Consider the following 25,232-nt stretch of genomic DNA (forward strand, 5'->3'; position numbering starts at 1 on the left):
ATTTCATATAATGTTTATTCAAAAGATGATCCAAAAATTATGGCTGATAGATTAACACATATTTATACAAAAACTGGAGACAATGGAGAGACATCCCTTGGTAACGGTCAACGCGTTAAAAAAAATTCAGTTCGGGTAGAGTGCCTTGGATCGATTGATGAATTAAATTCCATCATTGGTCTAATTCTGACAGAAACTGTTCCTGAAAAAATCAAAACTACTCTCACGGAAATACAACATGACTTGTTTAACATTGGTGGTGAGTTATCTATTCCAAGTCATAAACTGTTAGATTCACAAAGAGTTGATTTTTTAGAAATTGAGCTAGATGCAATGAATCAAAAACTTCCACCATTAAAAGAATTTATTTTGCCTGGCGGTTCAAAACCAGCAGCTCTTGCCCATGTCGCAAGAACAGTATGTCGTCGTGCTGAAAGAAACTGTATTAATTTGAAAGAAATTGAAGAGATTAACAGTTCCTCACTATATTATCTCAACCGCCTATCAGACTTCCTTTTTGTTCTGGCTAGGATGCTGAATCAAGAAAATAAAGTTCCAGATACCCTTTGGAAGCGAAGTTGACATCAAGCGCTGCTAATAAAAAAATTTCTAATCAGTATTCTTTAAATAATAAATCGATACCAAGTTACGTATTAGAAGTAATTAGAAAATTACAAAAATATGACTTTCAAGCTTATATGGTTGGAGGATGTATAAGAGATTTACTTCTCAACATTCAACCAAAAGACTTTGATATCGCTACCAATGCACATCCAGATCAAGTCACTGCCATTTTTAAAAATTCCAGAATTATTGGCAGACGCTTCAAGATTGTTCATGTCAGAATTGACAGACAAATTATTGAAGTTTCTACATTTAGAAAAAAACCTTCAGAGGTGAATAAGCTAAGAAACGGAGTGGTTCAGGATAACGCATTCGGAACAATTGAGGAAGATGCTCAAAGGCGAGACTTTACAATGAATGCTATTTTTTATGACCCAATAAATAACCATCTATTTGACCCATTTAACGGTAAAAAAGATATTGAAAATAAGAATATTAATTTTATTGGAAATCCTGAACAAAGAATAAATGAAGACCCCGTAAGACTTTTAAGAGCAATCCGTTTTCATGCAAAACTTGAGTTTAATCTGGGATTAACATTAGGCAATATAAAGAAGTTCATCCCGCTATTAGACAACATCCCTTACTCAAGAATTTTTGATGAAATGATGAAATTCTTTTTAACTGGCCATGCAAAGAAAAGTATCTTCGTGTTAAAAAAATACCAATTGCTAGACTTATTTTTTCCTTTTTTATCGAATCATTCATTAGATAAAAATAGTCTTCTAATTCATGGAATGAATAATACAGACTCAAGGGTCAAGGCAGACAAGACCGTCAACCCAGGCTTTCTAATGGCTGTGATTTTATGGGATGCTTTTAATCATTCACTTAAGAATGATTCTAAACTGACATTAGATACCCAAATTAAACATTTCTTTAATAAAACAGATCCCAATATTTTTATCCATAATCGTTTTATTAAATACATCTCAGAAATATGGAGACTGCAACCCAGATTTACAAAACTTAAAACAAGATCTGTTTACAGACTTTCCAATCATCCAAGATTTAGAGCTGCCTATGATTTTCTACTTCTGAGATGCAGCTCTGATCAAGAAGAAAAAAGATATGGTGAATGGTGGACAAAATGGCAAGAGGCTAGTGAAGCATCAAGAAAAAAATTACTAATAACTAAAGAGTAATATGCATACGGTATATCTAGGTTTAGGAAGCAATATGTCAAATCCTCTTAAACAATTAAAGGATGCTATTTTTTCAATCCACAATATAGAAAAAACCTCTGTTCAAAAAAAATCAAATGTATACGAATCACTTCCTGTTGGTTATTTAAATCAACCAAATTTTTTTAACCAAGTTATATCAATTGAAACCGATTTATTACCAAAAGAATTGCTACAACACTTTCAGGAAATTGAAAAAAAACAAAAAAGAATAAAAAAAATATTCAATGGGCCTCGAACCATTGATATCGATATTCTTTTATTTGATGATTTATGCATTAATGAAAAAGAGTTAGTTATCCCTCACCCTAGAATGCTTGATAGGCCATTTGTCATGATTCCATTACTTGAAATTGAGCCATCAATAAAAATACCCAAAATAAACAACCTCAAAGAATTTTTAGGTAAACTTGATATAAAAACTATAAACATAATAAATGATTAATCCCTTTAAGAAATATCCTTATATTGTTGTTGAAGGCCCAATTGGCTCAGGCAAATCTACATTATCAAGAATGCTAAGTGAAAACTTTGGCTCTAATCTCATTAAAGAAAAAGCCGACCAAAATCCTTTTCTTCCTAAGTTTTACAAAAACATGTCTCAGTATGCCCTTCCCACTCAATTATTTTTTCTTTTTCAAAGAGTTGAGCAAATAAATGACATAAAACAAAATGATTTCTTTCATAAGGGGACGGTAGCAGACTTTTTTATTTATAAAGATCCAATATTTGCCCAACTCAACCTAGATGACGAAGAACTAAAACTTTACAAACAAATTTATCAGTTTCTCGAGCTTAAAGTTCCAAAACCAGATCTGGTCATTTATCTTCAAACACCTGTCGAGTTATTAAAAAAAAGGGTGGAGAGAAGAAGTATTAACTATGAAAAAACGATTTCTACAGAGTACTTAGAGAAAATTGCTGAAGCTTACAGCAACTTCTTTCATTTTAAATATAATCAAAAACTGTTAATTGTAAATAACGAAAACCTAGATATTATTGATGACCCTGGAGCTATTTCAATGTTAGTTGAAAAAATTGAGCAATTATCATCCACAAGAGAGTTTTTTAATCCTCGGGTAATCTAACAGCATGAGTAAAAAATTAAAAGTTAAAAAAAATAATTTTTTAAAAATCATGAGTTGTTATGATGCAACATCTGCCAATATTGCAAAGCTTCTAGGTTGTGACGCCATTTTAGTTGGAGACTCAACAGGAATTCTCAATTTAGGTTATAAAAATACCACTGATGTAAATCTAAAAGATTTAATAGAGATTCTAAAAATAATTAAAAAAGTAACGTCATTGCCTATCATCGCTGACCTCCCATCACACTCATTAACAAATAATCAGCTAGCCATTTCCCATGCAAAAAAGCTAACTAAGTTTGGTGCAGATATAATAAAAATAGAAGGTCATGGTGAGATTAATCAGCTAGTTGCCACATTAACGAAAAAAAATATATCTATTTGTACTCATATAGGCATCACACCTCAAAAACACTCGCCAAAAAATACAGCTAGTGAATATGCACGAATAGCAAAAGAACATGAAGACTCGGGGGCAAAGCTGATTGTCTTGTCCAAGATGTCGACAGCAGCAAATAAAAAAGTATCAGAGAGTGTCTCAATACCATTAGTTGGTTATAAAAATACAAATTTCTGTAATGGAAAAGTTGACGTAATGTATGTAGCACTTGGTTTACTAAAGGGTGAGGAAATAAAAATCAATATTAATCAACAAAGTGCTGCTTTCAAACACATAGCTAATTTCTTTAAAAAAACTTCATGAACACTATAAAAAGCATTCGGGGGCTGAGCAAGTTTATTTCACAAAATAAAGAAATTGCTTTTGTGCCTACAATGGGTAACTTACATGATGGGCACTTAGCTTTAGTTCGTAAAGCACGCAGTCTAAATAAATTAGTAGTAGTCTCAATTTTTGTTAATGAAATCCAATTTAATAGTTCAGCCGACTTTAAATCTTACCCAAGAACTCTTAAAGAAGATCTTATTAAGCTACAAAAAGAAAATGTTGACATTGTTTTTGTTCCCAATAAAGAACAAATGAATACCATCAATAACCCCTTTAACTTTGATTTAAAAAAAATAAAGCATGATTTATGTGACAAAAATAGACCGGGTCATTTTGAAGGTGTTATAAGTATCGTGGCTCGTTTTTGCAATATAATTCGACCGAGTTATTTACTACTAGGCAAAAAAGATTATCAACAATTATTTATTTTAAAAAAATTTTTAAATGATTTTTGTTACCCTATTAAAGTATTAGCAGTTAATACTGAACGAGAACAATCTGGGCTAGCGATGAGCTCGAGAAACTCATTAATTATAAAAAAATACCTGCCTGTTGCCTCAATGCTTTACCAACAACTGACTTACATCAAAGCAAATTTAAAAACAATTTCTGAATTGCGTTCAATGGAAGAAAAAGTTGCTAAAAAATTACAGGATAATGGCTGGAAGGTAGATTATGTATCGATACGATCACAAAAAACTTTATTAGCACCCCAGCGTAGTGAAAGAAAACTAGTTGCACTCGTTGCTGCATATTTAGGGAAGGTGCGCTTAATTGATAATATTGAATTTTGCATCTAAATATATCTGAGTTTATAATAGCCACTTACAAATTATTTGGTGTTTTAACTTTATGTTAAGAAGAATGTTAAAATCAAAGTTACATCGAGTAACAGTTACTCACTCTGAATTGGAATATGAGGGTTCATGTGCCATAGATATCAATTTACTCAAAGAAGCAAATATCAATGAGTATGAACAAATTGCTATATACAACATTACTAACGGCGAAAGATTTACCACCTATGCCATCTCGGCTGAACAGGGTTCGGGCATAATTTCAATAAACGGAGCTGCTGCTCACAAAGCCAATCCTGGTGATATGCTTATTATCGCAACCTATGCAGATTATAATGAAATTGAATTAGAAAAATATGCGCCTTCACTGGTTTATGTTGATAGTGAGAATAACATCACCATCACAAAAAACTCCATCGACATCCAAGCTGCCTAAAATTTGACTTCAGGAACAAAATTAAATCAAATCATAGTCAACTCTCTAGAAGACATTAAAGCGTTTGATATTACTGTGATTGATGTACGAAAAAAAACCTCCATTGCTGATTATATGATCATTGCATCTGCCAATTCAAATAGACAAACCAAAGCATTAGCCAGGCATTTAAAAGACACTCTTAAAGATATTGGCAAAAGTGTGACAAATATCGAAGGTGAAGGAGATGGGGAATGGGTCTTAGTTGACCTCAATGATGTTCTAGTTCATATCATGCTGCCAACCACGAGAGCTTATTTTAATCTTGAAGAACTTTGGCAATCATAATTGATTATCAAAATAATCAGCATTGGTTCACAACCTAGTAAAGAAATAAATCATCTAATTAAATCCTACTCACACAAAGTCTCTGCATATTCAAAGATTGAGTGGATCAATCTTCAGTTAAAATCAAAAGATAAGAATATTAAAATCAAGAAAGAGCTTGAGTCACAAAACATTCTTTCAAAAATTGATAGCAATGCTTTTGTTATTAGTTTGGATGAAAAAGGACAAACTTTTTCATCTGTTGAGATGTCTCAACAGCTAGAAAAAATCATGTTAAATCATTCAAATATAAATTTTATTATTGGTGGTGCTGATGGACTGGACCAGGCTATTCTTGATAAAAGCAACATGGTGATGAGTCTATCGAACTTAACTTTGCCACATCAGTTGGTTAAAGTCTTTTTAATTGAACAAATTTATAGATCGTATTCTATTATTAATAATCTCCCATACCATCGTGAATAAGTCTTTTTCAAAATCATTAGTGTGGCTTCGAAGAGATCTCCGCCTGCATGACAACACTGCTTTACATGAGGCTGCTTCTCAATCAAACTCGACCAGCATTTGCTTTGTTTTCGATACAAATATTTTGAGTAAACTAAAAAATAAAAATGATCAGAGAGTCGATTTTATTTATCAAATATTACAAGACATCAAGCAAACTCTAAAAAAATATGGTTCTGACATCTGGATACTGTTTGGTGATCCTGTCCACGAAATACCTAAACTAGCGGAGTCTATAAATGCTGAGGCTGTTTTTGTAAATAGAGATTACGAGAAATATGGTGTAAATCGTGATCATGATGTCCAAAATAAATTATCAGGATTAAATAAAACATTTCATTCTTTCAAAGATCAAGTTCTCTTCGAAGCAGATGAGATTGTGACAAAAAACAATACGCATTACTCTGTATTCTCACCTTACAGAAATAATCATCTTGAAAAACTACTAACAAGTGGCTCAGGTGAAAACCTATACCAACTAGATGATATTAATTTTGAAAAATTTACCATCGAAAAAACCTTAACACTTGATGATATTGGTTTCGATAGTTCAAATATCTCATCTTTTCAAATCGCTACCACTCATCAGGATATACAAAAGCAAATTAATGAATTTAAAGGTAGGCTTGAGGATTATGACCAAACAAGAAATTTTCCTGCCATCAAAGGAGTGTCATACCTCTCTGTTCATAACAGATTTGGAACTATTTCCATCAGAGAAATAGCTAATATCTGTTTACAAAATTATTCAACACCAGGATCAAAGTCATGGTTAAACGAGCTGATTTGGAGGGATTTTTATTTTCAGATTATTGTTAACTTTTCTCATGTACAAGATGGTCACTCCTTCAAACAACAATACGATAATTTGCAATATGAGAATAATGAGTCCTTTTTTGAATCATGGAAGCAAGGCATGACAGGATTTCCGATTGTGGATGCAGCCATGCGACAATTAAATACAACAGGCTATATGCACAATCGATTAAGAATGATCGTTGCTTCTTTTTTAACTAAGGATCTATTGATTGATTGGAGATGGGGTGAGGAATATTTTAAAGAAAAGTTAATTGACTATGATTTTTCTGCAAACAATGGCGGTTGGCAATGGGCAGCCTCAGTTGGCTGCGATGCCCAGCCATGGTTTAGAATTTTTAATCCACTACTCCAGTCACAAAAATTTGACAGTGATGGGAAGTTTATAAAGAAATACGTGCCCGAATTAAGTGAATTTGATAAAAAAAATATTCACGAGCCTCATGCTAAATTCACTCCAAAGGATTATCCAAAACCAATCATTGACCATGCCACTCAAAGACCAAAAGCATTAAAAATGTTTGAGCATGTCAATAATGTTGTAAAAAAACAACATTAATCAAATATTTCATTTGATCATTTACTTATTTTTAATGTCATTAAGATTTAATATTTAAATTCATGGATAATAACAAAGATGAACGTTAGTAATGTCTTAAAAAATCTCATTTTGATGGTAATAATCCTTTTTTTAGGGGGTTGCGCAACTACCAATAATCCAGACCCATTGGAGTCAATGAATCGAGGGATTTATAAATTCAATACTGCTTTTGATGACACTGTAGCTAAACCTGTAGCCAAAGGATATAAAGCAGTAGCCCCATCTTTTGTTGTCAAGGGAATTAATAATTTCTTTAATAATATTAGAGATATTGTTACGGTCATTAATGACCTTCTCCAATTCAAAGTCAAACACGCTTTGAATGATGCGAGTAGAGTTGCCATTAATTCAACCATTGGTATTTTAGGCTTCGTCGATGTACATACGATGACCGGTGGGGAAAGACGTAAGGAAGACTTCGGTCAAACACTGGGTCACTGGGGTGTCGGATCAGGGGCTTATATTGTTATTCCATTTTTTGGACCATCTACCGTTAGAGATGGTTTTGGATTAGTTGCTGATACCTTGTATTTTGACCCGATCAGTTACATCAGCGACGTAAGAACCAGAAACCAAGTTAGACTAGGTCAATTCATTGATGCTAGAACAGAGTTACTGAATGCTTCTGATATCCTTGAAGAGGCTTCAATAGACCCTTATGCATTCCAACGTGATGCTTATTTGCAATATCGCGACAGTCTTGTAAATGATTCTGATGGATCTGTTGATTATGATGATGAAAATTTATTATCGGACGGTTATGAGCCATTCACTGAAGAAGAATTAGTTTCATCTACCGCTAATAATTAATCTACAAATTTCTAACTGGCTCCTACAGCCATTTTTTCAACTAATACTGAGCCAATATATTTTGAGCTATTATAATTCGCATCATCTGCAATACTGACAATGTCCATCGCCATATCCTTTAAATTTCCTGCAATGGTAATTTCTTCAACAGCGTGCTGAATCTCACCGTTCTCGATATAAAGGCCAGCCGCTCCCCTGGAAAAATCACCGTTCACCATGTTTACCCCATGCCCAAGCAATTCAGTGATAAGAAACCCTTTGTTTATGTCTTTAATCATTTGAGCGAGAGAAATATTGTGATGCTCAAATATCAAATTGTGTGTTCCCCCAGCGTTTCCTGTAGTTGCAAGATTTAATTTTTTTGCAGAGTAGTTTGATAACAAATAACGATTTAATATGCCCCGGTCAACTAAGGTATTATCAAAAACCTCCACCCCTTCATCATCAAAATAAGTTGATGCATGGCCTTTTATTAACAGCGGCTTTTCTGAAATAGTTAATCGATCAGATGCTATTTTTGTTCCAACAGTGTCCAGTAAAAAAGAATTTTGTCGGTATAAATTTCTTCCTGATACGGCTGACAAGATTGGATTTATAATCGCATCAGAAATGGTGTTATGAAAAATAATTGGATAGTTTCCCGTCTTAATTTTTTTAACGTTTAGTCGATCAATCGTATTTTTTGCCGCCTCTTCGCCGAGTTGGGTTGGATTTTTTAAGTCATGAAAATCTCTGACATTAGAATAATCGTAGCTTCTTTGCATTGTTTGGTCTTTTGAACCTATGACTGAACAATAAAGCGAGTATCTTGAGCCGGGAAAACCGCCAAAGAATTGATTAGAATTGGCATACATGAATACGGAGGAGCTATAGTTAATGGTGGCACCTTCTGAGTTAGTAATTCGCTCATCATATGATTTAGCGGATGACTCCGTTTTTTTGGCAATTTCTAGCATGTCATCAAAACTTAATTCTTGTGGATAAAAAATATCTACTGGTCTTGTTTTTTTGGGATGTAAATCTTGTTCAACGATACCAAAATATGGGTCTTGCTCAGTCACCTTGAGCATATTAAGCGAATTATCAATTAAATGTTGCATGGTTTTTTTTGAAAAATCAGAAGAAGAGACAACACTTTTTCTTCCATTTTGATACAAGGTTAACGTTACATTTTTATCATTATTTATCTCAAACGTTTCAACATCTTCATTGCGCACAGTTAAATTTTTACCTGATGCGATGCTTACATCGACCTCAGCAGATTCGGCGCCTAGTTTCTTTGACTGCGTTATAATGTCTTCACAAAGATTTTTTAGTTTTTCTTCGGTGTAACCAAGAATTTCATTTTGCATAAAAATCCTAAAACTAACTAATAATATTGCTCGTTATCATATGGAAGATTCAATAAAAAGTAAAACTCAATTAAAAAAAGAAGCTGATGATATACAACAATTTGGTATTGAAATATCTAATCTTCCAAATCATAAAATAAAAGAGCTATCCTTAAGTGACGAAATAATAGAAGCTATTATTTTTTATAAAGAGATAAAAAAAAATAGTGCAAAGCGAAGGCAAGCACAGTTTTTAGGAAAACTATTGCGAGACTTCGATCTTGCAAATGTCACTCAAGAAATGGATACTTTAAAAGCCTTCTCAAGACTTCAAGTCAAATTCGAACATGAGGCAGAGTTATGGAGAGACAAACTCATTAATGATCAATCAGTACTGAATGAATACATCAATGAATTCCAACCTGACTTGACCAATTTAAACCAAACAATAAATGCTGCTCGCAAAGAATTTCAATCTGACAAGAAAAGTAAAAATTACAGAAACTTATATCGAATCATTCTTGCTGATATAAAAAAAATTAGATCTGCACCTTAATATTATTTAAGTTGCCATCTCGCATATATGCAATTTCTACAACATTTCCCTTATTCTTTATCAATTCCTCGATAAACTCATTAGGCTCTTTTAAGCTGATTCCATTGATAGTCATGATTCGATCTTTTCTTTCGATTCCTGAATTCGCTGCAGCAGAATCCTTTATAACAGCTACAACAAACAAGCCACCGTCTTCATATCTTTCATCATCTTCCTTAAAACTTATTAAGTGGGTTCCAAACAGGGGTTTTGGTAATTTTGCCCAGTAGGATACGTAAAAATCAAACATTGCATCTGAATCAGCAAGATCATTCGGATCGATGATGATTTCTTCAATTTTTCCTTCATCATCTAATTTTTTCTTTTTAATATTTTCTCTTGCCCTCTTAATTGCTGTGGCTCGAGTTGCCTCATTGATTTGACGATCATAAACAAGCAAAGTGTCCGCTTTAATTTGCTTACCAAAATCTAACGCTTCTGCAGGGGGCACATATGTTCCAGCAAAAGATGAAAAGCCAATTAAGTCATACCCTTCTTCTAACATCATTATATTGTCTTTGTCTTTATCCCAACCTCTGTAAATTTCAGTTTGAGGATCTGGATTAAGTGATTTAAGATTCTTGTCGCCTTGTTGTTGAAAATTTTTTTCAAACACATTCTCGGCATATAGATTTGGTAAAATAAAAAAAGTGAGGAGCGCAAATATGTATTTTTTCATGGTGTCTTCTTTGATATTAATAACAAGAAATCTGACTTTTATATGGGAAAAAAATTCATTAAGATTGGTTTAGTTTCAATTAGTGATCGAGCAACAAAAGGTGAGTATGAGGATCTGGGTCTACCCCACCTAAAAGAATGGTGCAAACAGGCGATTATTGATGAAATTATTTTTATAGAAAAACTAATCCCGGATGAATTTGAACTTATTAAATCAACATTAATTGATTTAGCAGACATTGACCAATGTCATTTAATCCTCACCACTGGAGGAACTGGTCCTAGTCAAAGAGACGTGACACCAGATGCCACCGAGGCTGTTGCAGATAAGATTATGCCAGGGTTCGGTGAGCAAATGAGACAAATTAGTCTTAATTTTGTGCCAACCGCCATTCTGTCCAGGCAAATTGCTGTGATAAGAAATAGGGCTCTTATTATCAATCTTCCTGGACAACCAAAAGCAATCAAAGAGACTCTTGAAGGTTTAAAAAATAAAAATAATGAAACAACTGTGCCAGGAATATTTGCTGCTGTACCATACTGTATAGAGCTCATTGGAGGCCCAATCATTAAAACGAATGACGATATCGTTAAGGCTTTTAGGCCAAAAAAATGAATGAATTTGATTTAATAAAAAAATATTTTAATTTCACAAGCAAGCATGCAGTATTAGGTGTTGGTGACGATGCTGCCCTCATCCCATTAAATAAAAATGAGTTGATGGCAATATCTATGGATACTTTAAATATTGGTCATCATTTTACGGGAGATTCTGATCCATACTATTTGGGGTGGAAGTCACTTGCTGTGAATGTCTCGGACATAATCTCAATGGGTGGTCAACCTCGCTATGCCCTCCTTTCAATTTCCCTAAAAAGTCTTGATGTAAATTGGATTGCAAAATTCACCAAAGGAATTAAGGCTTGTGCTAAAAAATATAATATTGAAATCATCGGTGGTGATACGAATAAAGGATCCACATCAATCTCAATTGCTATTACGGGAAATGTATCCTCCAAGAATGTTTTAAAAAGAAGCGGGGCAATTCCAGAGGATGAAATTTGGGTGACTAATGAGGTTGGTTATGCTGCATTACATTTTAATCAACATTCCCTGTTGCCTAAGTATAAAGAATCTATTTCAAACTGTTTAAAAAAAAGATCCCAAGAAGAATTTCTCAAGCCGCAACCCCCTTTAGAATTCATTCAAGACACGAAATCAATGATTAATTCAGCTATTGATTTATCTGATGGTTTGGTTGGAGATCTTAAACATATTCTGAACAGCAGTTCCGTAGGAGCCAAAATAGAAATTAACGAAATTCCTATGCATAAATGGTTTATGGAAAATAATCAATATGAACTAGCAATGTGTGGTGGTGAGGATTACCAAATTTTAATGACTGTCCCACATAAACATCATAACAAAATTCAAAATTTACTAAAGAAACACACCCTTAAGGGTGCCATGATTGGAAAGATAACTAAGGATAAAAAAATTGAATATTCACTTCATGGTAAAAAAATAAAATTAAGTAAGGAAGGATTTACTCACTTTGGTTAACTTAAAATTTTTATTTAGTAATATTTGGCATTTTATTGCACTAGGATTTGGTGCCGGTTTGATAAAAAAAGGGGCGGGTACCTTAGGGACCTTGGTGACTTTCATTTACTTTTTATTTCTTTATAAACTCGATTTGCAATACCAGTTATTTATATTTTTCATACTTCTTATGATTAGCTATGTGAGCGTAAAGAAAACGCTTCAGTCTTTAAGAATCAAAGATCCCTCATGTGTAGTAATCGACGAAATTATTGCCTATTTGGTTGTTCTCATTCTTCTACCAAATAATTATTTGCTTTATCTAATCAGTTTTATTCTTTTTCGTTTTTTTGATATTTTAAAACCTTGGCCAATAAGTAAATTAGAAGAATTACCAGGGGCAGTCGGGGTGATTGCAGATGACTTTGGCGCAGCTCTTTTTGCCTTGATAATTACACAAATGGCCTCATCTTATGTCATCTAATAAGCTTCAAAATATTTCTAAAAAATTTATCGATCAAAATTTTCTCCTCGGTGTGGCTGAATCCTGTACCGGTGGTTTATTTGCAAAGAAAATTACTGATGAATCAGGGAGCTCTGCATGGTTTGATTGTGGGTTCATAACATACAGCAATGAGTCTAAGGTAAGAATGCTAGGGGTAAATAAAGAATCGATAGAAGAATTTGGTGCTGTCAGTCGAGAGGTAGCTCAAGAAATGGCCATTGGAGTCCAAAAAAATTCAAGGGCTATTTTTTCTATTTCAATCACAGGGATTGCCGGACCTAACGGGGGGTCTCCAGAAAAGCCGGTTGGTACTGTTCATGTATGTTTTGCTTTTAAGGAAAATGTATTAAAAGACTATAAATTAGAGCTATCAGGAGAAAGGTCTACGATCAGAGAACAGACGGTAAGTTTTATCATTGAAGAGCTCGATAAACTTACTTTTAGTGACCAAATATGAAATAATTACAAGTCAATTAAATTAAATCTCAGGGTATAAAAATAATGGATGAAAATAAACAAAAAGCGCTAGAAGCCGCGATGGCCCAAATTGAAAAACAATATGGCAAAGGCTCTGTAATGAAGATGGATGGCACGGAAATAGATGAATCCATTGAAGCAATATCTACAGGCTCTTTAGGTTTAGATATAGCCCTCGGTATCGGAGGTCTTCCAAAGGGAAGGATTGTTGAAATTTATGGGCCTGAATCATCTGGAAAAACATCCCTAACACTATCTGTAATTGCAGCTGCTCAAAAAGCAGGCGGCACAGCAGCCTTTATAGATGCGGAACATGCACTCGATACACAGTATGCTGCCAAACTAGGTGTTAATTTGACCGACCTTCTTATTTCACAGCCTGATACAGGTGAACAAGCCCTAGAAATTACAGACATGCTTGTCAGAAGCGGTTCGGTTGATGTGGTCGTGGTGGATTCGGTTGCAGCCCTCACTCCACGCGCTGAAATTGAAGGCGATATGGGTGATTCTCATATGGGTTTACAAGCTAGATTAATGTCACAAGCTTTGAGAAAGCTCACTGGAAATATTAAAAAAACTAATACCCTAGTCATATTTATTAATCAAATTCGAATGAAGATCGGGGTAATGTTTGGGAATCCTGAGACGACCACAGGTGGTAATGCGTTAAAATTTTATTCATCTGTAAGGCTTGATATCCGCAGGATTGGTGCAATTAAAAAAGGTGATGAAGTTGTTGGTGCTGAAACGCGAGTAAAAGTCGTCAAGAATAAAGTCGCCCCTCCTTTCCGCCAGGCAGAATTCGATGTAATGTACGGCGAGGGTATATCCTTGGAAGGGGAAATTATTGAGCAAGGTGTAAAATTAAAATTGATCGAAAAAGCCGGAGCTTGGTACAGCCATAATGGTGAAAAAATTGGTCAAGGGAAAGATAATGTTCGAGAGTATTTAAAACAAAATCCTGATATCTCAAAAAGCCTTGAAGACCAAATCAGGGCGAATGCAAATCTTGCTAACTCAAAAATGATTGTCGAGAATCAAACTGATGAAGACGCAGTTGATGAAGATGCAAGCTGATGATCCTCTCAAAAGATTAAAAAATAGAGCTCTTTACTATCTCGCTAAAAGAGAATATGGCTTTGTCGAATTGGTAAATAAAATTAAACCATTCGCTACTGATGAATTAGATTTGAATCTAGATAGCTGTTATCAAATAGTCGAAGAACTCAAACAAAAAGGCCTGCAATCAGATTATCGATTTTGTGAATCATACATTAACTCGAAAAAAAGAAAGTTCGGTCTTCAAAAAATTAGTTATGAATTGAAACAAAAAGAAATTGATGATTTTTTGATTGAAGAATTTATTGAGGTGTTAAGAGGCGAGGAATACGAGTCTGCAAGAATGGTCTGGGAGAGGAAATATTCATCTCTACCATCAGATTTAAATGAAAAAAACAAACAAATAAAGTTTATGCAAAATAGAGGTTTTACTTTCGATACTATAAAAAAGATTATTAAATGAAATCATTAACCAGTAACCAAATACGAGAAATATTCCTTAATTTTTTTAAGGAAAAAGGACACACGGTTGTTTCTTCGAGTAGCTTAGTTCCAAGCGATGACCCAACTTTACTGTTTGCCAATGCTGGCATGAACCAATTCAAAGATTTTTTCCTTGGATATAAAAAACCAAAATACACAACCGCAACAACCAGTCAAAAATGTGTCCGAGCAGGTGGAAAGCATAATGATTTAGAAAATGTCGGCTACACAGCAAGACATCACACGTTTTTTGAAATGCTTGGTAACTTTAGCTTTGGAGATTACTTTAAATTAGAAGCGATTAAATACGCATGGGAATTGTTAACTGAAAGATTCCAAATACCAGCGGAAAAACTATTGGTAACCGTTTACCATGAAGATGCAGAGGCATACGATATATGGAAAAACGTTATAAAGCTTCCAACTGAAAAAATTATTAAAATTGCAGACAAATCTGAAAAGTATATCTCTGATAATTTCTGGATGATGGGTGATACTGGACCATGTGGTCCATGCAGTGAAATTTTTTATGATCATGGTGCAGACATTCCAGGAGGGCCTCCTGGAAGCAAAGATGAAGATGGTGATCGTTTTATTGAAATTTGGAACCTAGTGTTCATGCAATTCAATAGGAATGAGAATGGAGAAATGGAAGCATTACCAAAACCTTCCGTCGACACTGGAATGGGTCTTGAAAGAATATCAGCTGTTTTACAGTCTGTTCATTCGAATTATGAAATTGATTTGTTTCAAAATTTAATTCAAGATACCGCTCGAACTCTAAAATGTAAGGATTTATCTCACTCATCTTTGAAGGTGATTGCGGATCATATCAGGTCCATTGCCTTTTTAATCAATGATGGTGTCCAACCTTCCAATGATGGAAGAGGTTATGTCTTAAGGAGAATATTAAGACGCGCAATTCGTCATGGTTATAAACTGGGCGCAACAGAATCTTTTTTAATGCCCATACTGAATAGTCTTGCTAAAAATATGCAAGAAGCCTATCCTGAGCTCTTAACCAATATAAAGAAAATTGAAAAAACGACACTTCAAGAAGAGGATAAGTTTTTTGAAACCATTGCTAATGGTATGAGTATCCTCGAGCAAGAAATTAACCTAACCAAAAAAAATAAATCGACTACGTTAAGCGGCTCGGTAGCTTTTAAACTGCATGACACATATGGATTTCCAATAGATTTAACAGCTGATATTTGTCGAGAACATGACATTACTATTGATCAGACAGGTTTTGATCAAAATATGGCTGAACAAAAAAACAAAGCCAAAAATGCTTCCCAATTTAAAGCAAAAGACTCGATCGTCATTAATATCGATCCAACAAAGTTTTTGGCGTACACGCACAATGAAGAATTCTCAACCATTGAATCAATTATTCTCAACAATGAACCTGCGGTTGAAGTATCGGCAAATAGCGCATGTAACTTAGTGGTGAAAGAATCTCCTTTTTATGCTGAATCTGGTGGTCAAGTAGGCGATACTGGAAGGATTTTTAATGATCAAGCTGAGTTTATTGTTCATGACACGCAGAAACTGCCTAATGGTGTAATCCTTCATATCGGTGAATTGGTTCGTGGACAATTAAAGATAAAAGATCCTGTTTTATGCCAGGTAGATCATGTTAGAAGAGATTCAATCAAAAGAAATCACTCAGCCACCCATTTGCTTCACAAGGCATTAAAAACTGTATTGGGCGATCATGTTGAACAGAAAGGGTCTCTTGTGAATGAGTTAAGAACGCGTTTTGATTTTTCACATTCTAGCGCTCTGAGCGAAACAGAAATTCAACAAGTTGAACAAATTGTAAACAACGAAATTCTTCAAAATAACCCAACCTCTGCAGAAGTAATGGCTTTAGATAAAGCTAAAAAAAGTGGGGCCATGATGCTTTTTGGAGAAAAATATGATGATGAAGTGCGTGTCTTAACAATTGGGAATAGTAAAGAACTCTGTGGTGGTACTCACGTTAATGCAACTGGAGATATTGGACTCTTTAAGATTTTGAATGAAAGCGGAATTTCATCAGGTGTGAGGAGAATTGAAGCAACCACTGGGATGAGTTTAATTCAAATTATTGATAAACAAAACCAGCTGTTGAATGCAACTGCTAAAGAATTAAAAACTACAAAAGATGATGTAGCTGAAAAAATAAAGCTGGTGATTGATCAAGTAAAAACTCAAGAAAAAACCATTGCTCAATTAAAACAAAAAATTACCAATGCTTCCAAAAATGATCTTTTAGATCAAATTGAAGTGATTGATGGGACTAAAGTTCTTTCAACAAGCATTGATAGTATGGAGATACCTCAACTGAGAGCTTTGATAGATGACCTAAAAAATAATATTGGATCTGGCATCATCATCTTAGCAACAATCAATCAAGGTAAGATTAATATCGCTGTCGGTGTCACAAAAGATATCACAAATCAATTCCATGCTGGTAAAATAGCCAGCCAACTTGCAAACATGGTTGGTGGTAATGGTGGTGGAAAGCCAGATATGGCAATGGCTGGGGGTCAAAACATCAATGATTTACCAGAAGCCTTAATTAAGATTAAAAAACTATTAAATTCATGAGCTTGATTGTACAAAAATACGGTGGCACATCAGTTGCCAATCCAGAAAGAATAAATGCGGTTGCAGACCGCATTAAGAGATTTGTTGACGATGGCCATCAAGTAGTTGTTGTTGTCTCTGCAATGTCAGGTGAAACAAATAAGCTCTTACAATTAATTAAAGATGTTAGTAAAAAACCAAGTCCCAGAGAATCTGACGTTATAGTCTCAACAGGTGAACAAGTGACTATCGGTCTCACAGCCCTAGCAATTCAGGAAAGAGGAATTAAAGCGAAAAGCTACACAGGGTCGCAAGTAAAAATTCTGACTGATAATGCGCACTCCAAAGCAAGAATCATTAATATTGGAACCAAAAATATCCAAAAAGATTTAGCAGATGGATATGTTTTAGTTATTGCTGGTTTTCAAGGCGCTGACGAAAATGGAAATATCACCACATTAGGAAGGGGTGGATCAGATACAACTGCAGTTGCGATTGCTGCAGCTCTCAATGCGGATGAGTGTCAAATATATACTGATGTTAATGGAATATATACAACAGATCCTAGGGTTGTTTCAACCGCAAGAAAGCTGAAATCCATCACCTTTGAAGAAATGTTAGAATTAGCCAGCTTAGGCTCAAAGGTCTTACAAATTCGTTCTGTTGAGTTTGCTGGAAAATATAAAGTTAAATTAAGAGTTTTATCAAGTTTTGAAAAAAATGGTGATGGGACAATAATTACTTACGAGGAAGATCACAAAATGGAAGATCCAATTATTTCAGGAATTGCCTTCAATCGAGATGAAGCCAAAGTTACTGTTCAAGGAATACCCGATACCCCAGGACTAGCCTATCAAATCCTAGGTCCAATTGCTGAGCAAAATATTGATGTTGATATGATTATTCAAAATATTGGTCATGGAGGTGAAAATGATTTTACATTTACTGTTAATAAAAGTGAGTTAGATAGAACTTTAGAAATTCTTGAAGGGATGAAAAGTCATTTAAAGGCAAAACAAATTATTGGAGACCCTAATATTGCAAAACTCTCTCTTGTTGGTGTTGGCATGAAATCCCATGTCGGAGTTGCTAGCAAAATGTTTAGAACACTTTCTGAAGAGGGTATTAATATCAGCACTATTTCAACCAGCGAAATAAAGATATCTATTCTTATCGACGAAAATCTCTTAGATATGGCAGTTCAATCTCTACATAAAGCATTTAATTTAGATCAATAATTGGGAAGTTTAAGATTTTCATTTAAAATATCCATTTAGAACAAGGAGAGCTGGCCGAGTGGTCGAAGGCACTTCCCTGCTAAGGAAGCATACGGGTTTAAGCCTGTATCGAGGGTTCGAATCCCTCGCTCTCCGCCATTTTAAGGGAAAGTTATGCAAGTTCCAATGTATGAATTATCGGTACCCATGATAATCAATATGCTAGAAAATCTATCTGAAATTCTCAATAAAGCCCAACGATTTGCAGACAAAAGAAAAATTGACTCAACCATATATGTTAACAGTCGATTAATTGCTGACATGTATCCGTTATCTCGACAAATTCAAATTGGCACAGATATGGTAAGAAAAGGTATTGGAAGATTAGCAGGAAAAAACGCGCCGAGCTATTCAGATAATGAAAAAACAATCAAACAGCTTCAAAGCCGCATCACTAAAACAATTAGCTTTTTAAAAAAAATTAAACCTGCTCAGATGGCAGGGTCTGAAAATAAATATATTGAATTTTCTATTCGAGATAAAAAATTTACCTTCAAAAATGGTGAAGATTATTTAAAAAGATGGATTATTCCCCATTTTTTCTTTCATGTGACTACCACATACAATATTCTCAGGATGAATGGGGTCAATTTAGGTAAATGGGACTTTACAGGTAAATTTTAATGATTCAAAAAATAATATGCCTTCTCATCTCATGCATTCTTTTGTCAAGCTGCAGTCAATTTGGTCCAGACTTTATGAAAGCAGGAAGAAATGACTACAACAAAGTACTTGCGCAAACTGACGATGAAGAAACCTTATTAAACCTTGTTCGATTAAGATATGCCGACAATCCAGCTTTTCTTAAAGTAAATAGCGTGTCCACTTCATTTAATTGGAAAGAAGGTTTTGGTTTAGATGGCTCTATTTTTGAGAGTGATGCAGTAGGAAAAAATAATATTGGCATTCGTGGCAATACAGAATACATTGAAAAACCAACCATTTCTTATTCACCCTTGTCTGGTGCAGACTTTGTAAAAAATGTACTCACCCCAATCGATCATCAAGTCATTTTACTTTTAGCGCGATCCGGATGGAGTCTGGAAAGAATTCTTCGACTTACTGTCAATAAAATTAATCACATTGACAATGCTTCCGAAGCTTCAGGACCAACGCCAACAAATTCTCCAGATTATGCCGCATTTAACCAAATTGCTAAAGATTTTAGATTGTTACAAAAAACATCGAAGATTACTTTAGGTTATCAGCTTGATGGAAATCCTGGTGATTTAGCGTTGTTAATTAAAAAAGACTACATCACCGATGCTGATGTAGAAAAGTTTTTATCTGACCTTAGGATAAATAAAAAAAATAATATCATTCCCATCACCCCAAATTATTTTGACGCTTCATCGAATGACAATATTCAAATCGAATCTAGATCTCTAGCAGGTATTTTATTTTTCTTGTCGCACGGAGTTTCAATACCAGCTGATGATATTAAGGAAGGTCGAGTAACGGTCACTAAGAATAAAAATGGGGAAGATTTTGACTGGCAAGCAGTTCTAGATAATTTATTTACTGTTCATACCTCAAAAAAACCACCTGAACAGGCAACTATCGCTGTTGAATATCGTGGAAATTGGTTTTATATCAAAGATAATGATATGCAAAGTAAATACACCCTTATGCTCCTCAATCAAATTGCAGCCCTCCAATCAGGACAGATTGAAAAGGCTGGGCCTATTTTGACACTCCCGGTCTCAAGCAACTAGTTAAAACAACTAAATTAGGGATATAATAGCGTTGACGCGCCCGTAGCTCAGCTGGATAGAGTACTTGGCTACGAACCAAGGGGTCAGGAGTTCGAATCTCTTCGGGCGCGCCAATTAAATCTATCTGCGCCCGTAGCTCAGCTGGATAGAGTACTTGGCTTCGAACCAAGTGGTCAGGAGTTCGAATCTCTTCGGGCGCGCCAATATTAAACTTGGCTGTTATGATCGACAAAATGATCTGGATCAACAGCTTCAATCATCGATCTATATTTCTTAATTGATTCATCATCGCCCTCCTCAGACGATAATTCATACAAGACTTTTAGAGCGTCTAGGTTTCTTGGGTTCAAAGAAATAGATTTATTTAAAAAGAGCTTAGCGAAGTCTCGATTAAACTCCTTCTCCGCCAAGCCTAAATAAAACCATGCATTGGTGCTGTCATCTTCAGATTGTGTCCACATCTTAGCTATCCTTTTTACTTCAGCCCAGTTAGAGTCTTGAAGTGGTAAAACCACTTGCATAAAAAATGGTTTCTGCTCATCAGGCAGGGCCCAGAAGGGTGCAGTTTCGCTTCTGATATCGGTAAGCATTTTTGTTTGCATAACTTTATCTATCCATTCAGTTGGTAAGCAATAAAAATAACCCAATCGTTTTCCAGGACTCTTAAATGTTGTAATGCCAATCAAATTAAAATCATTATCAAACAAAGCTCCCCCACTTGATCCAACTGTGAATGTAGCAGAGGTGCGAATTATGGAGCCTTTGTCAAAGTTATATAGAGCTTTTACCTTTCCGTAAGATGGTAACGGCACTGGATTGTCGTTTGGAAAAGTTAAGGTAAACACCTCTTCTTCATAATGGATGGACTCACTCTGTCTGACCTCAACTGGCTCAAGAGGCAGGTTATCAAATTTAAGTACGCATATATCATGTTCCCAGTCCGCATATACTCCTATGGGACTGTAAGTATCATGATATTTGACAACGTTTACACCGGTAGCATTCTGAAAAACATGGCAATCAGTTGCAACGTGATTTTTTTTAATTACCACACCGGAACCTGTTCCAGTGACACCTTTCTCGTAACTCACCCATAATTGAATCATGGACTTATTCAGCTCAAAAAGCTCATGTTGAGCCGGGTATGCAAAAACCAAAAAGGGGAATAATGAAGTTACAATTAAGAATAATATATTTTTCATTTTTTTATGATTATCCATAAATCATTAAATTCAATTATCTTTAAAAATTATTTAAAAATAATTTTTGGATTTTTTATTCTTTTTTCACAAGCATTAAAAGCAAGTGAAAATATCTACATCGGTTATGCCTCAAGCCTTCACAATGCAATGAAAGAGATAGTCAACGATTACAAAAAACAGAGCGATGTAAAATTGAAATTTGGGATGGGCGCCTCTGGAAATATTGCTCAACAAATTATGAGAGATGCACCCTACGATATTTTTATTTCAGCAAATAAAAAATGGATAAATTATTTAGATGAACATCAGAAGATTAAAGAAAGACAGCCATGGATTTCTAATTCTCTGTCGATGATAGGATCTATGAAATCGCTTGAAAATTTAACGTTGAATGACAATGAACGTTTTTGTCTAGCTGATCCAAAGAATGCTCCTCTTGGATTTTATAGTGTTGAAGCCATTAATGCCATGAATCTAAACATAACTGATAACCAAATTATTTTTTTAAAAGATGCAGCATCGTTACAATATTATTTATCAATTGATGAATGTGACTATGCCATCACCTATTCAAGCTATATCTTTAATTTAAAAAAAAATATTGACGTCCAAAGTCTTCCATTAATTTTATATTCTGACATTACATATGAAATTGGTATTCTGAAATTAAATAAAGACACTAAAGATTTTGTAAATTATTTGCAGCAACCCGGTGTTTTAGGAATATTAAAAAATCATGGGTTTATAATAGATTGATGACTATATCTGATTATGAAATTACTGTTCTACTTCTCTCACTAAAGGTAGCATCTATTTCATCAATCATCGCTTTTTTTCCATCATTATTAATAGCTTATTTTTTAGCTAGAAAAAATTTTATTGGTAAGTCTTTTGTTGATGGCCTTATCCATCTTCCCTTAGTTTTACCGCCTGTAGTCATTGGCTTTTTTCTACTAATTATTTTTGGCAAGAATGGATTGGTTGGTGATATTTTTTTCTCAACATTTAATATAAGAATTTCTTTTACATGGATAGCAGCAGTGATTGCCTCAGCAGTCATGGGTTTTCCTCTTTTTGTAAGATCTATTCGCCAATCAATCTCTGAAATAGATCCAAAACTAATCGAGGCTGCACAAACCTTAGGTGCAAATAAACTAAAAATTTTTAAAAAAATTATAATTCCATTAAGCAAAAAAGGAATCATTACTGGTTTTATTTTAAGCTTCAGTAGAAGCCTTGGAGAATTTGGGGCTACAATTACTTTTGCTGGAAATATTTTTGGCGAAACACAAACACTCCCACTGGCTATTTATTCATCTCTTCAGGATCCAGATGCTAATCTCATAGTAATTCGATTAGTTGGGATTAGTATTTTTATCTCATTAGCGGCGTTAATGATCAGCAATAGACTTAGTAAATGATACATTTAAACTTTACATATCAAAATCCTAGCTTGTCCATGCAAATTAATGTGAAAACAAAATCACAAATTGTATGTTTGCATGGGCACTCAGGTGTTGGTAAAACTACCATCCTGAATATCATTGCAGGGATAAGAGAGCCACATCATGGCCTCATTGATATTGCTGGTAGAAGATTGTTTGATGAGAATGAAGGTATCAATATTGCGCCTCAATTTAGAGATGTAGGTTACATATTCCAAGATCTTAGATTATTTTCCCATTTGAGCGTCAAGGAAAATATAACTTTTGGGGCATTAAAACATAATAATTACGATGCGATCATTGACCTCATGGATATTGATGAATTGCTGCATAAAAATATAAGAAGTCTATCTGGTGGTGAATCTCAAAAAGTTTCTATAGCTCGAGCGCTCGTAAAAAATCCAAAAATTTTACTTATTGATGAGTCTTTTCATGCTATTGACAAACAATATCGTGATCAATTAATTAAAAAACTCCATAACCACATTATTAAAAATCAAATTGTCACGATCTTAGTAAGCCATCAACTGTCTGAAGCGAAAAAATATTCAGCAGAAATTATTAAGATCAAAAAAGAAAAAGGGGTTGTTATTGGAGGGTAAATTAAGTGGTAGGGTGTGCGAGATTCGAACTCGCGACCAACGGATTAAAAGTCCGCTGCTCTACCAACTGAGCTAACACCCCATGAATCAAACACGCAATTATGGACTAGATCGTTTAATTGGTCAATAAACAAAAGGGAATTTTATCTCATTCCGGGGAATTTTCCCGCCAACCCTCTCATCATCTTGGATAGGCCGCCTTTAGAAAACATTTTCATCATTTTTCGCATTTGTTCATACTGGGTTAACAGTCGATTAATGTCTTGAACCCTGGTACCAGATCCACTAGCAATCCTCTGTTTTCTTTTTGCCTTAATTAAATCAGGCTCTTTTCTCTCAAGCGGGGTCATTGAATTAATGATTGCCTCAATTTGCATCAAAGATTTATCTCCATCTTCTGGATTAATTTTTTGCTGAGCCTGGCCCATGAGCTGCGAGGGCATCTTATCCATTAGGGCGCCAACACCACCCATTTTTTTCATCTGAACAATTTGGTTTTTAAAGTCCTCTAAATCAAAATTCTTTCCAGATTTAACTTTCTCAGCTAATTTTTGAGCTTCTTTTTGGTCAACGTTTTTTTGAGCCTCCTCAACCAGGCCAACAATATCACCCATCCCCAATATTCTTGCAGCCAATCGATCAGGGTAGAAAGGCTCAATGCCATTGATCTTCTCATTCACGCCAACAAATTTAATTGGCTTTCCAATAATATGCTTGGCTGATAGTGCTGCGCCCCCTCTTGAATCTCCGTCAATTTTTGTAAGTACAATCCCTGTTAACTCAAGGGCATCATTAAATGCACTTGCAGTATTTACTGCATCTTGACCCTGCATAGAATCGACAACAAAAAGTGTTTCGGCTGGTTTTAATACTTTATGCAATGATTGAATTTCTTTCATCATTTTTTCATCAATTGCAGTTCGTCCTGCCGTATCAAAGATGACAACATCAAAGAAGTGTTTTTTTGCATAATCAATTGATTTTTCCGCTATTTTGATCGGCTTATCTTTTTCAGTGGAGTCATAACACTCAACGTCAATACTTGCTGCTAATGTTTTTAATTGATCAATCGCTGCAGGTCGATAGACATCTGCGCTGACAAGCATCACTTTCTTCTTTTGCTCTTTTAATAGTTTCGCTAATTTTGCTGATGTGGTTGTTTTACCTGAGCCTTGCAAGCCTGCCATCAAGATTACGGAGGGGGGTTTTTTTTCTAGATTTAAGGGAACATTTTCCGGCCCCATCAAATTTGTTAATTCATCTTGAACGATCTTAACAATAGCGTCACCTGGAGACACTGTTTTAAGTACTTCTGTGCCGATTGCTTTTTCTTTTACCTGATCTATAAAAAATTTAACAACTGGTATTGCCACATCAGCTTCAATTAAAGCAATCCTTACTTCTCTCATAGCATCGCTAATATTTTCTTCAGTAAATCTGGACTGGCCAGAAATTTTTCTAACAACTGATTGCAGCTTATCTGTTAAATTTTCTAACATAATATTTTTTAACCTATAATATAATTAATAATTGTAAATCATTAATAAGACATATGTTGTATTTTGGCTCCCTATCTGCTGCATTGATTTTTTATTTACTTAGCCTTGTAAATTTAAAAAATAATATTCAATTAAAAAATCTTTTTTTATTAGTAGCGTTAATTAGTCACCTTTTTCTCATCTATCACGATGTTGTTCTTAATGAATTTAACTTTGATTTTTCTAATGCTTTATTGGTGGTAAGTATTGTTACCGTCATATTTTATTTTATATTTAATATAAAAATGAATTACCAAGGCTTAGAAAAAATTGTGATTATCCCAACTCTAGT

At 34.5% G+C, this 25,232-nt stretch carries 26 protein-coding genes, 4 tRNA genes and 3 pseudogenes; 28 read left to right on the forward strand and 5 right to left on the reverse strand.

Going from position 1 to position 25,232, the window contains the following annotated elements; genetic code table 11:
* The first annotated feature begins 39 nt into the window (after positions 1 to 39).
* From UZ34_05145 to UZ34_05195, 11 genes and pseudogenes are all read left to right on the forward strand, one after another.
* Positions 40 to 582 carry an ATP--cobalamin adenosyltransferase gene (locus UZ34_05145; protein ID AKO64756.1) on the forward strand — a complete coding sequence of 181 codons (543 nt, stop codon included), beginning with the start codon at positions 40 to 42 and terminating at the stop codon, positions 580 to 582.
* A 26-nt stretch (positions 583 to 608) separates the two neighbouring features.
* Positions 609 to 1,754 (forward strand): annotated as a pseudogene (locus UZ34_05150) (hypothetical protein).
* A gap of 16 nt (positions 1,755 to 1,770) precedes the next feature.
* On the forward strand, positions 1,771 to 2,253 hold the full coding sequence (locus UZ34_05155) for a hypothetical protein (GenBank protein AKO64757.1): 483 nt from the start codon (positions 1,771 to 1,773) through the stop codon (positions 2,251 to 2,253).
* Complete coding sequence (locus UZ34_05160) at positions 2,249 to 2,896, forward strand: deoxyadenosine kinase (GenBank protein AKO65173.1); 648 nt, start codon at positions 2,249 to 2,251, stop codon at positions 2,894 to 2,896. Before UZ34_05155 ends, UZ34_05160 begins: the two co-directional genes overlap by 5 nt.
* A 4-nt stretch (positions 2,897 to 2,900) precedes the next feature.
* Complete coding sequence (locus UZ34_05165) at positions 2,901 to 3,599, forward strand: hypothetical protein (protein ID AKO64758.1); 699 nt, start codon at positions 2,901 to 2,903, stop codon at positions 3,597 to 3,599.
* On the forward strand, positions 3,596 to 4,423 hold the full coding sequence (locus tag UZ34_05170) for a hypothetical protein (GenBank protein ID AKO64759.1): 828 nt from the start codon (positions 3,596 to 3,598) through the stop codon (positions 4,421 to 4,423). The genes UZ34_05165 and UZ34_05170 overlap by 4 nt, the downstream gene beginning before the upstream one ends.
* 52 nt (positions 4,424 to 4,475) lie before the next feature.
* Positions 4,476 to 4,856 (forward strand): aspartate decarboxylase, encoded by a 381-nt coding sequence (locus UZ34_05175; GenBank protein ID AKO64760.1) that lies wholly within the window; start codon positions 4,476 to 4,478, stop codon positions 4,854 to 4,856.
* A gap of 3 nt (positions 4,857 to 4,859) precedes the next feature.
* A complete protein-coding gene (locus tag UZ34_05180) occupies positions 4,860 to 5,183 on the forward strand; it encodes a hypothetical protein (GenBank protein AKO64761.1) in 324 nt (107 codons plus the stop codon).
* Positions 5,184 to 5,648: a hypothetical protein gene (locus tag UZ34_05185; GenBank protein ID AKO64762.1), complete on the forward strand. Its 465-nt coding sequence runs from the start codon at positions 5,184 to 5,186 to the stop codon at positions 5,646 to 5,648.
* Positions 5,626 to 7,062 (forward strand): deoxyribodipyrimidine photolyase, encoded by a 1,437-nt coding sequence (locus tag UZ34_05190; protein ID AKO65174.1) that lies wholly within the window; start codon positions 5,626 to 5,628, stop codon positions 7,060 to 7,062. Before UZ34_05185 ends, UZ34_05190 begins: the two co-directional genes overlap by 23 nt.
* A gap of 78 nt (positions 7,063 to 7,140) precedes the next feature.
* Positions 7,141 to 7,914 (forward strand): ABC transporter, encoded by a 774-nt coding sequence (locus tag UZ34_05195; protein AKO64763.1) that lies wholly within the window; start codon positions 7,141 to 7,143, stop codon positions 7,912 to 7,914.
* Between the two features lie 11 nt (positions 7,915 to 7,925).
* On the opposite strand, the gene UZ34_05200 is transcribed toward UZ34_05195, so the two are convergent.
* Entirely contained in the window at positions 7,926 to 9,266 is a 1,341-nt protein-coding gene (locus UZ34_05200; GenBank protein ID AKO64764.1) for a peptidase C69, read from the reverse strand.
* A gap of 40 nt (positions 9,267 to 9,306) precedes the next feature.
* On the opposite strand from UZ34_05200, the gene UZ34_05205 reads away from it, so the two are divergent.
* Positions 9,307 to 9,801, forward strand: a complete 495-nt coding sequence (locus UZ34_05205; GenBank protein ID AKO64765.1) for a hypothetical protein — start codon at positions 9,307 to 9,309, stop codon at positions 9,799 to 9,801.
* Here UZ34_05205 and UZ34_05210 read toward each other — a convergent pair.
* Positions 9,785 to 10,519 (reverse strand): hypothetical protein, encoded by a 735-nt coding sequence (locus UZ34_05210; protein ID AKO64766.1) that lies wholly within the window; start codon positions 10,517 to 10,519, stop codon positions 9,785 to 9,787. The genes UZ34_05205 and UZ34_05210 overlap by 17 nt on opposite strands.
* Before the next feature lie 42 nt (positions 10,520 to 10,561).
* Between UZ34_05210 and mogA the strand changes: the two genes are divergently transcribed.
* The 13 genes and pseudogenes from mogA to UZ34_05275 all read left to right on the forward strand — a co-directional run bounded on the left by mogA (position 10,562) and on the right by UZ34_05275 (position 20,356).
* Complete coding sequence (gene mogA, locus UZ34_05215) at positions 10,562 to 11,134, forward strand: molybdenum cofactor biosynthesis protein MogA (protein ID AKO64767.1); 573 nt, start codon at positions 10,562 to 10,564, stop codon at positions 11,132 to 11,134.
* Positions 11,131 to 12,081, forward strand: coding sequence for a hypothetical protein (locus tag UZ34_05220; GenBank protein AKO64768.1), 951 nt, complete (start codon positions 11,131 to 11,133; stop codon positions 12,079 to 12,081). The genes mogA and UZ34_05220 overlap by 4 nt, the downstream gene beginning before the upstream one ends.
* Positions 12,074 to 12,508 (forward strand): annotated as a pseudogene (locus UZ34_05225) (hypothetical protein). The gene UZ34_05220 and the pseudogene UZ34_05225 overlap by 8 nt, the downstream one beginning before the upstream one ends.
* A 25-nt stretch (positions 12,509 to 12,533) precedes the next feature.
* Positions 12,534 to 13,022, forward strand: a complete 489-nt coding sequence (locus tag UZ34_05230) for a damage-inducible protein CinA (GenBank protein AKO64769.1) — start codon at positions 12,534 to 12,536, stop codon at positions 13,020 to 13,022.
* Between the two features lie 44 nt (positions 13,023 to 13,066).
* A complete protein-coding gene (locus tag UZ34_05235) occupies positions 13,067 to 14,119 on the forward strand; it encodes a recombinase RecA (GenBank protein AKO64770.1) in 1,053 nt (350 codons plus the stop codon).
* Complete coding sequence (locus tag UZ34_05240; protein AKO64771.1) at positions 14,103 to 14,564, forward strand: hypothetical protein; 462 nt, start codon at positions 14,103 to 14,105, stop codon at positions 14,562 to 14,564. The genes UZ34_05235 and UZ34_05240 overlap by 17 nt, the downstream gene beginning before the upstream one ends.
* Complete coding sequence (locus tag UZ34_05245) at positions 14,561 to 17,182, forward strand: alanyl-tRNA synthetase (GenBank protein AKO64772.1); 2,622 nt, start codon at positions 14,561 to 14,563, stop codon at positions 17,180 to 17,182. Before UZ34_05240 ends, UZ34_05245 begins: the two co-directional genes overlap by 4 nt.
* A complete protein-coding gene (locus UZ34_05250; protein AKO64773.1) occupies positions 17,179 to 18,399 on the forward strand; it encodes an aspartate kinase in 1,221 nt (406 codons plus the stop codon). Before UZ34_05245 ends, UZ34_05250 begins: the two co-directional genes overlap by 4 nt.
* A 44-nt stretch (positions 18,400 to 18,443) precedes the next feature.
* Positions 18,444 to 18,537 (forward strand) — tRNA-Ser (locus UZ34_05255).
* A gap of 15 nt (positions 18,538 to 18,552) precedes the next feature.
* Complete coding sequence (locus tag UZ34_05260; GenBank protein AKO64774.1) at positions 18,553 to 19,062, forward strand: hypothetical protein; 510 nt, start codon at positions 18,553 to 18,555, stop codon at positions 19,060 to 19,062.
* Complete coding sequence (locus UZ34_05265) at positions 19,062 to 20,153, forward strand: hypothetical protein (GenBank protein ID AKO64775.1); 1,092 nt, start codon at positions 19,062 to 19,064, stop codon at positions 20,151 to 20,153. The genes UZ34_05260 and UZ34_05265 overlap by 1 nt, the downstream gene beginning before the upstream one ends.
* A gap of 36 nt (positions 20,154 to 20,189) precedes the next feature.
* Positions 20,190 to 20,266: transfer RNA gene (locus UZ34_05270), tRNA-Arg, on the forward strand.
* 13 nt (positions 20,267 to 20,279) lie between these two features.
* Positions 20,280 to 20,356: transfer RNA gene (locus tag UZ34_05275), tRNA-Arg, on the forward strand.
* A 3-nt stretch (positions 20,357 to 20,359) separates the two neighbouring features.
* Here the strand turns inward: UZ34_05275 and UZ34_05280 are convergent.
* Positions 20,360 to 21,355, reverse strand: coding sequence for a hypothetical protein (locus UZ34_05280; protein ID AKO65175.1), 996 nt, complete (start codon positions 21,353 to 21,355; stop codon positions 20,360 to 20,362).
* Between the two features lie 6 nt (positions 21,356 to 21,361).
* Here UZ34_05280 and UZ34_05285 point away from each other — a divergent pair, with 6 nt between their 5' ends.
* From UZ34_05285 to UZ34_05295, 3 genes and pseudogenes are all read left to right on the forward strand, one after another.
* Positions 21,362 to 22,111: a hypothetical protein gene (locus UZ34_05285; protein ID AKO64776.1), complete on the forward strand. Its 750-nt coding sequence runs from the start codon at positions 21,362 to 21,364 to the stop codon at positions 22,109 to 22,111.
* A complete protein-coding gene (locus UZ34_05290) occupies positions 22,111 to 22,776 on the forward strand; it encodes a molybdenum ABC transporter permease (protein AKO64777.1) in 666 nt (221 codons plus the stop codon). The genes UZ34_05285 and UZ34_05290 overlap by 1 nt, the downstream gene beginning before the upstream one ends.
* Before the next feature lie 38 nt (positions 22,777 to 22,814).
* Positions 22,815 to 23,402 (forward strand): annotated as a pseudogene (locus UZ34_05295) (hypothetical protein).
* 6 nt (positions 23,403 to 23,408) lie between these two features.
* On the opposite strand, the gene UZ34_05300 reads toward UZ34_05295, so the two are convergent.
* Positions 23,409 to 23,484, reverse strand: a tRNA-Lys gene (locus UZ34_05300).
* 61 nt (positions 23,485 to 23,545) lie between these two features.
* Positions 23,546 to 24,901, reverse strand: a complete 1,356-nt coding sequence (locus tag UZ34_05305; GenBank protein ID AKO64778.1) for a signal recognition particle — start codon at positions 24,899 to 24,901, stop codon at positions 23,546 to 23,548.
* Positions 24,902 to 25,232: the final 331 nt, after the last annotated feature.

The organism is Methylophilales bacterium MBRSF5 (assembly GCA_001044335.1).
Classification (GTDB): Bacteria; Pseudomonadota; Gammaproteobacteria; order Burkholderiales; family Methylophilaceae; genus BACL14.

Coding starts and splice junctions, on each gene's coding strand:
- UZ34_05145 (AKO64756.1), top strand. CDS start 40: ATGGCTGATAGATTAACACATATTTATACAAAAACTGGAGACAATGGA.
- UZ34_05155 (AKO64757.1), top strand. CDS start 1,771: ATGCATACGGTATATCTAGGTTTAGGAAGCAATATGTCAAATCCTCTT.
- UZ34_05165 (AKO64758.1), top strand. CDS start 2,901: ATGAGTAAAAAATTAAAAGTTAAAAAAAATAATTTTTTAAAAATCATG.
- UZ34_05170 (AKO64759.1), top strand. CDS start 3,596: ATGAACACTATAAAAAGCATTCGGGGGCTGAGCAAGTTTATTTCACAA.
- UZ34_05175 (AKO64760.1), top strand. CDS start 4,476: ATGTTAAGAAGAATGTTAAAATCAAAGTTACATCGAGTAACAGTTACT.
- UZ34_05195 (AKO64763.1), top strand. CDS start 7,141: ATGAACGTTAGTAATGTCTTAAAAAATCTCATTTTGATGGTAATAATC.
- UZ34_05200 (AKO64764.1), bottom strand. CDS start 9,266: ATGCAAAATGAAATTCTTGGTTACACCGAAGAAAAACTAAAAAATCTT.
- UZ34_05205 (AKO64765.1), top strand. CDS start 9,307: ATGGAAGATTCAATAAAAAGTAAAACTCAATTAAAAAAAGAAGCTGAT.
- UZ34_05210 (AKO64766.1), bottom strand. CDS start 10,519: ATGAAAAAATACATATTTGCGCTCCTCACTTTTTTTATTTTACCAAAT.
- mogA (AKO64767.1), top strand. CDS start 10,562: ATGGGAAAAAAATTCATTAAGATTGGTTTAGTTTCAATTAGTGATCGA.
- UZ34_05220 (AKO64768.1), top strand. CDS start 11,131: ATGAATGAATTTGATTTAATAAAAAAATATTTTAATTTCACAAGCAAG.
- UZ34_05230 (AKO64769.1), top strand. CDS start 12,534: ATGTCATCTAATAAGCTTCAAAATATTTCTAAAAAATTTATCGATCAA.
- UZ34_05235 (AKO64770.1), top strand. CDS start 13,067: ATGGATGAAAATAAACAAAAAGCGCTAGAAGCCGCGATGGCCCAAATT.
- UZ34_05240 (AKO64771.1), top strand. CDS start 14,103: ATGAAGATGCAAGCTGATGATCCTCTCAAAAGATTAAAAAATAGAGCT.
- UZ34_05245 (AKO64772.1), top strand. CDS start 14,561: ATGAAATCATTAACCAGTAACCAAATACGAGAAATATTCCTTAATTTT.
- UZ34_05250 (AKO64773.1), top strand. CDS start 17,179: ATGAGCTTGATTGTACAAAAATACGGTGGCACATCAGTTGCCAATCCA.
- UZ34_05260 (AKO64774.1), top strand. CDS start 18,553: ATGCAAGTTCCAATGTATGAATTATCGGTACCCATGATAATCAATATG.
- UZ34_05265 (AKO64775.1), top strand. CDS start 19,062: ATGATTCAAAAAATAATATGCCTTCTCATCTCATGCATTCTTTTGTCA.
- UZ34_05280 (AKO65175.1), bottom strand. CDS start 21,355: ATGAAAAATATATTATTCTTAATTGTAACTTCATTATTCCCCTTTTTG.
- UZ34_05285 (AKO64776.1), top strand. CDS start 21,362: ATGATTATCCATAAATCATTAAATTCAATTATCTTTAAAAATTATTTA.
- UZ34_05290 (AKO64777.1), top strand. CDS start 22,111: ATGACTATATCTGATTATGAAATTACTGTTCTACTTCTCTCACTAAAG.
- UZ34_05305 (AKO64778.1), bottom strand. CDS start 24,901: ATGTTAGAAAATTTAACAGATAAGCTGCAATCAGTTGTTAGAAAAATT.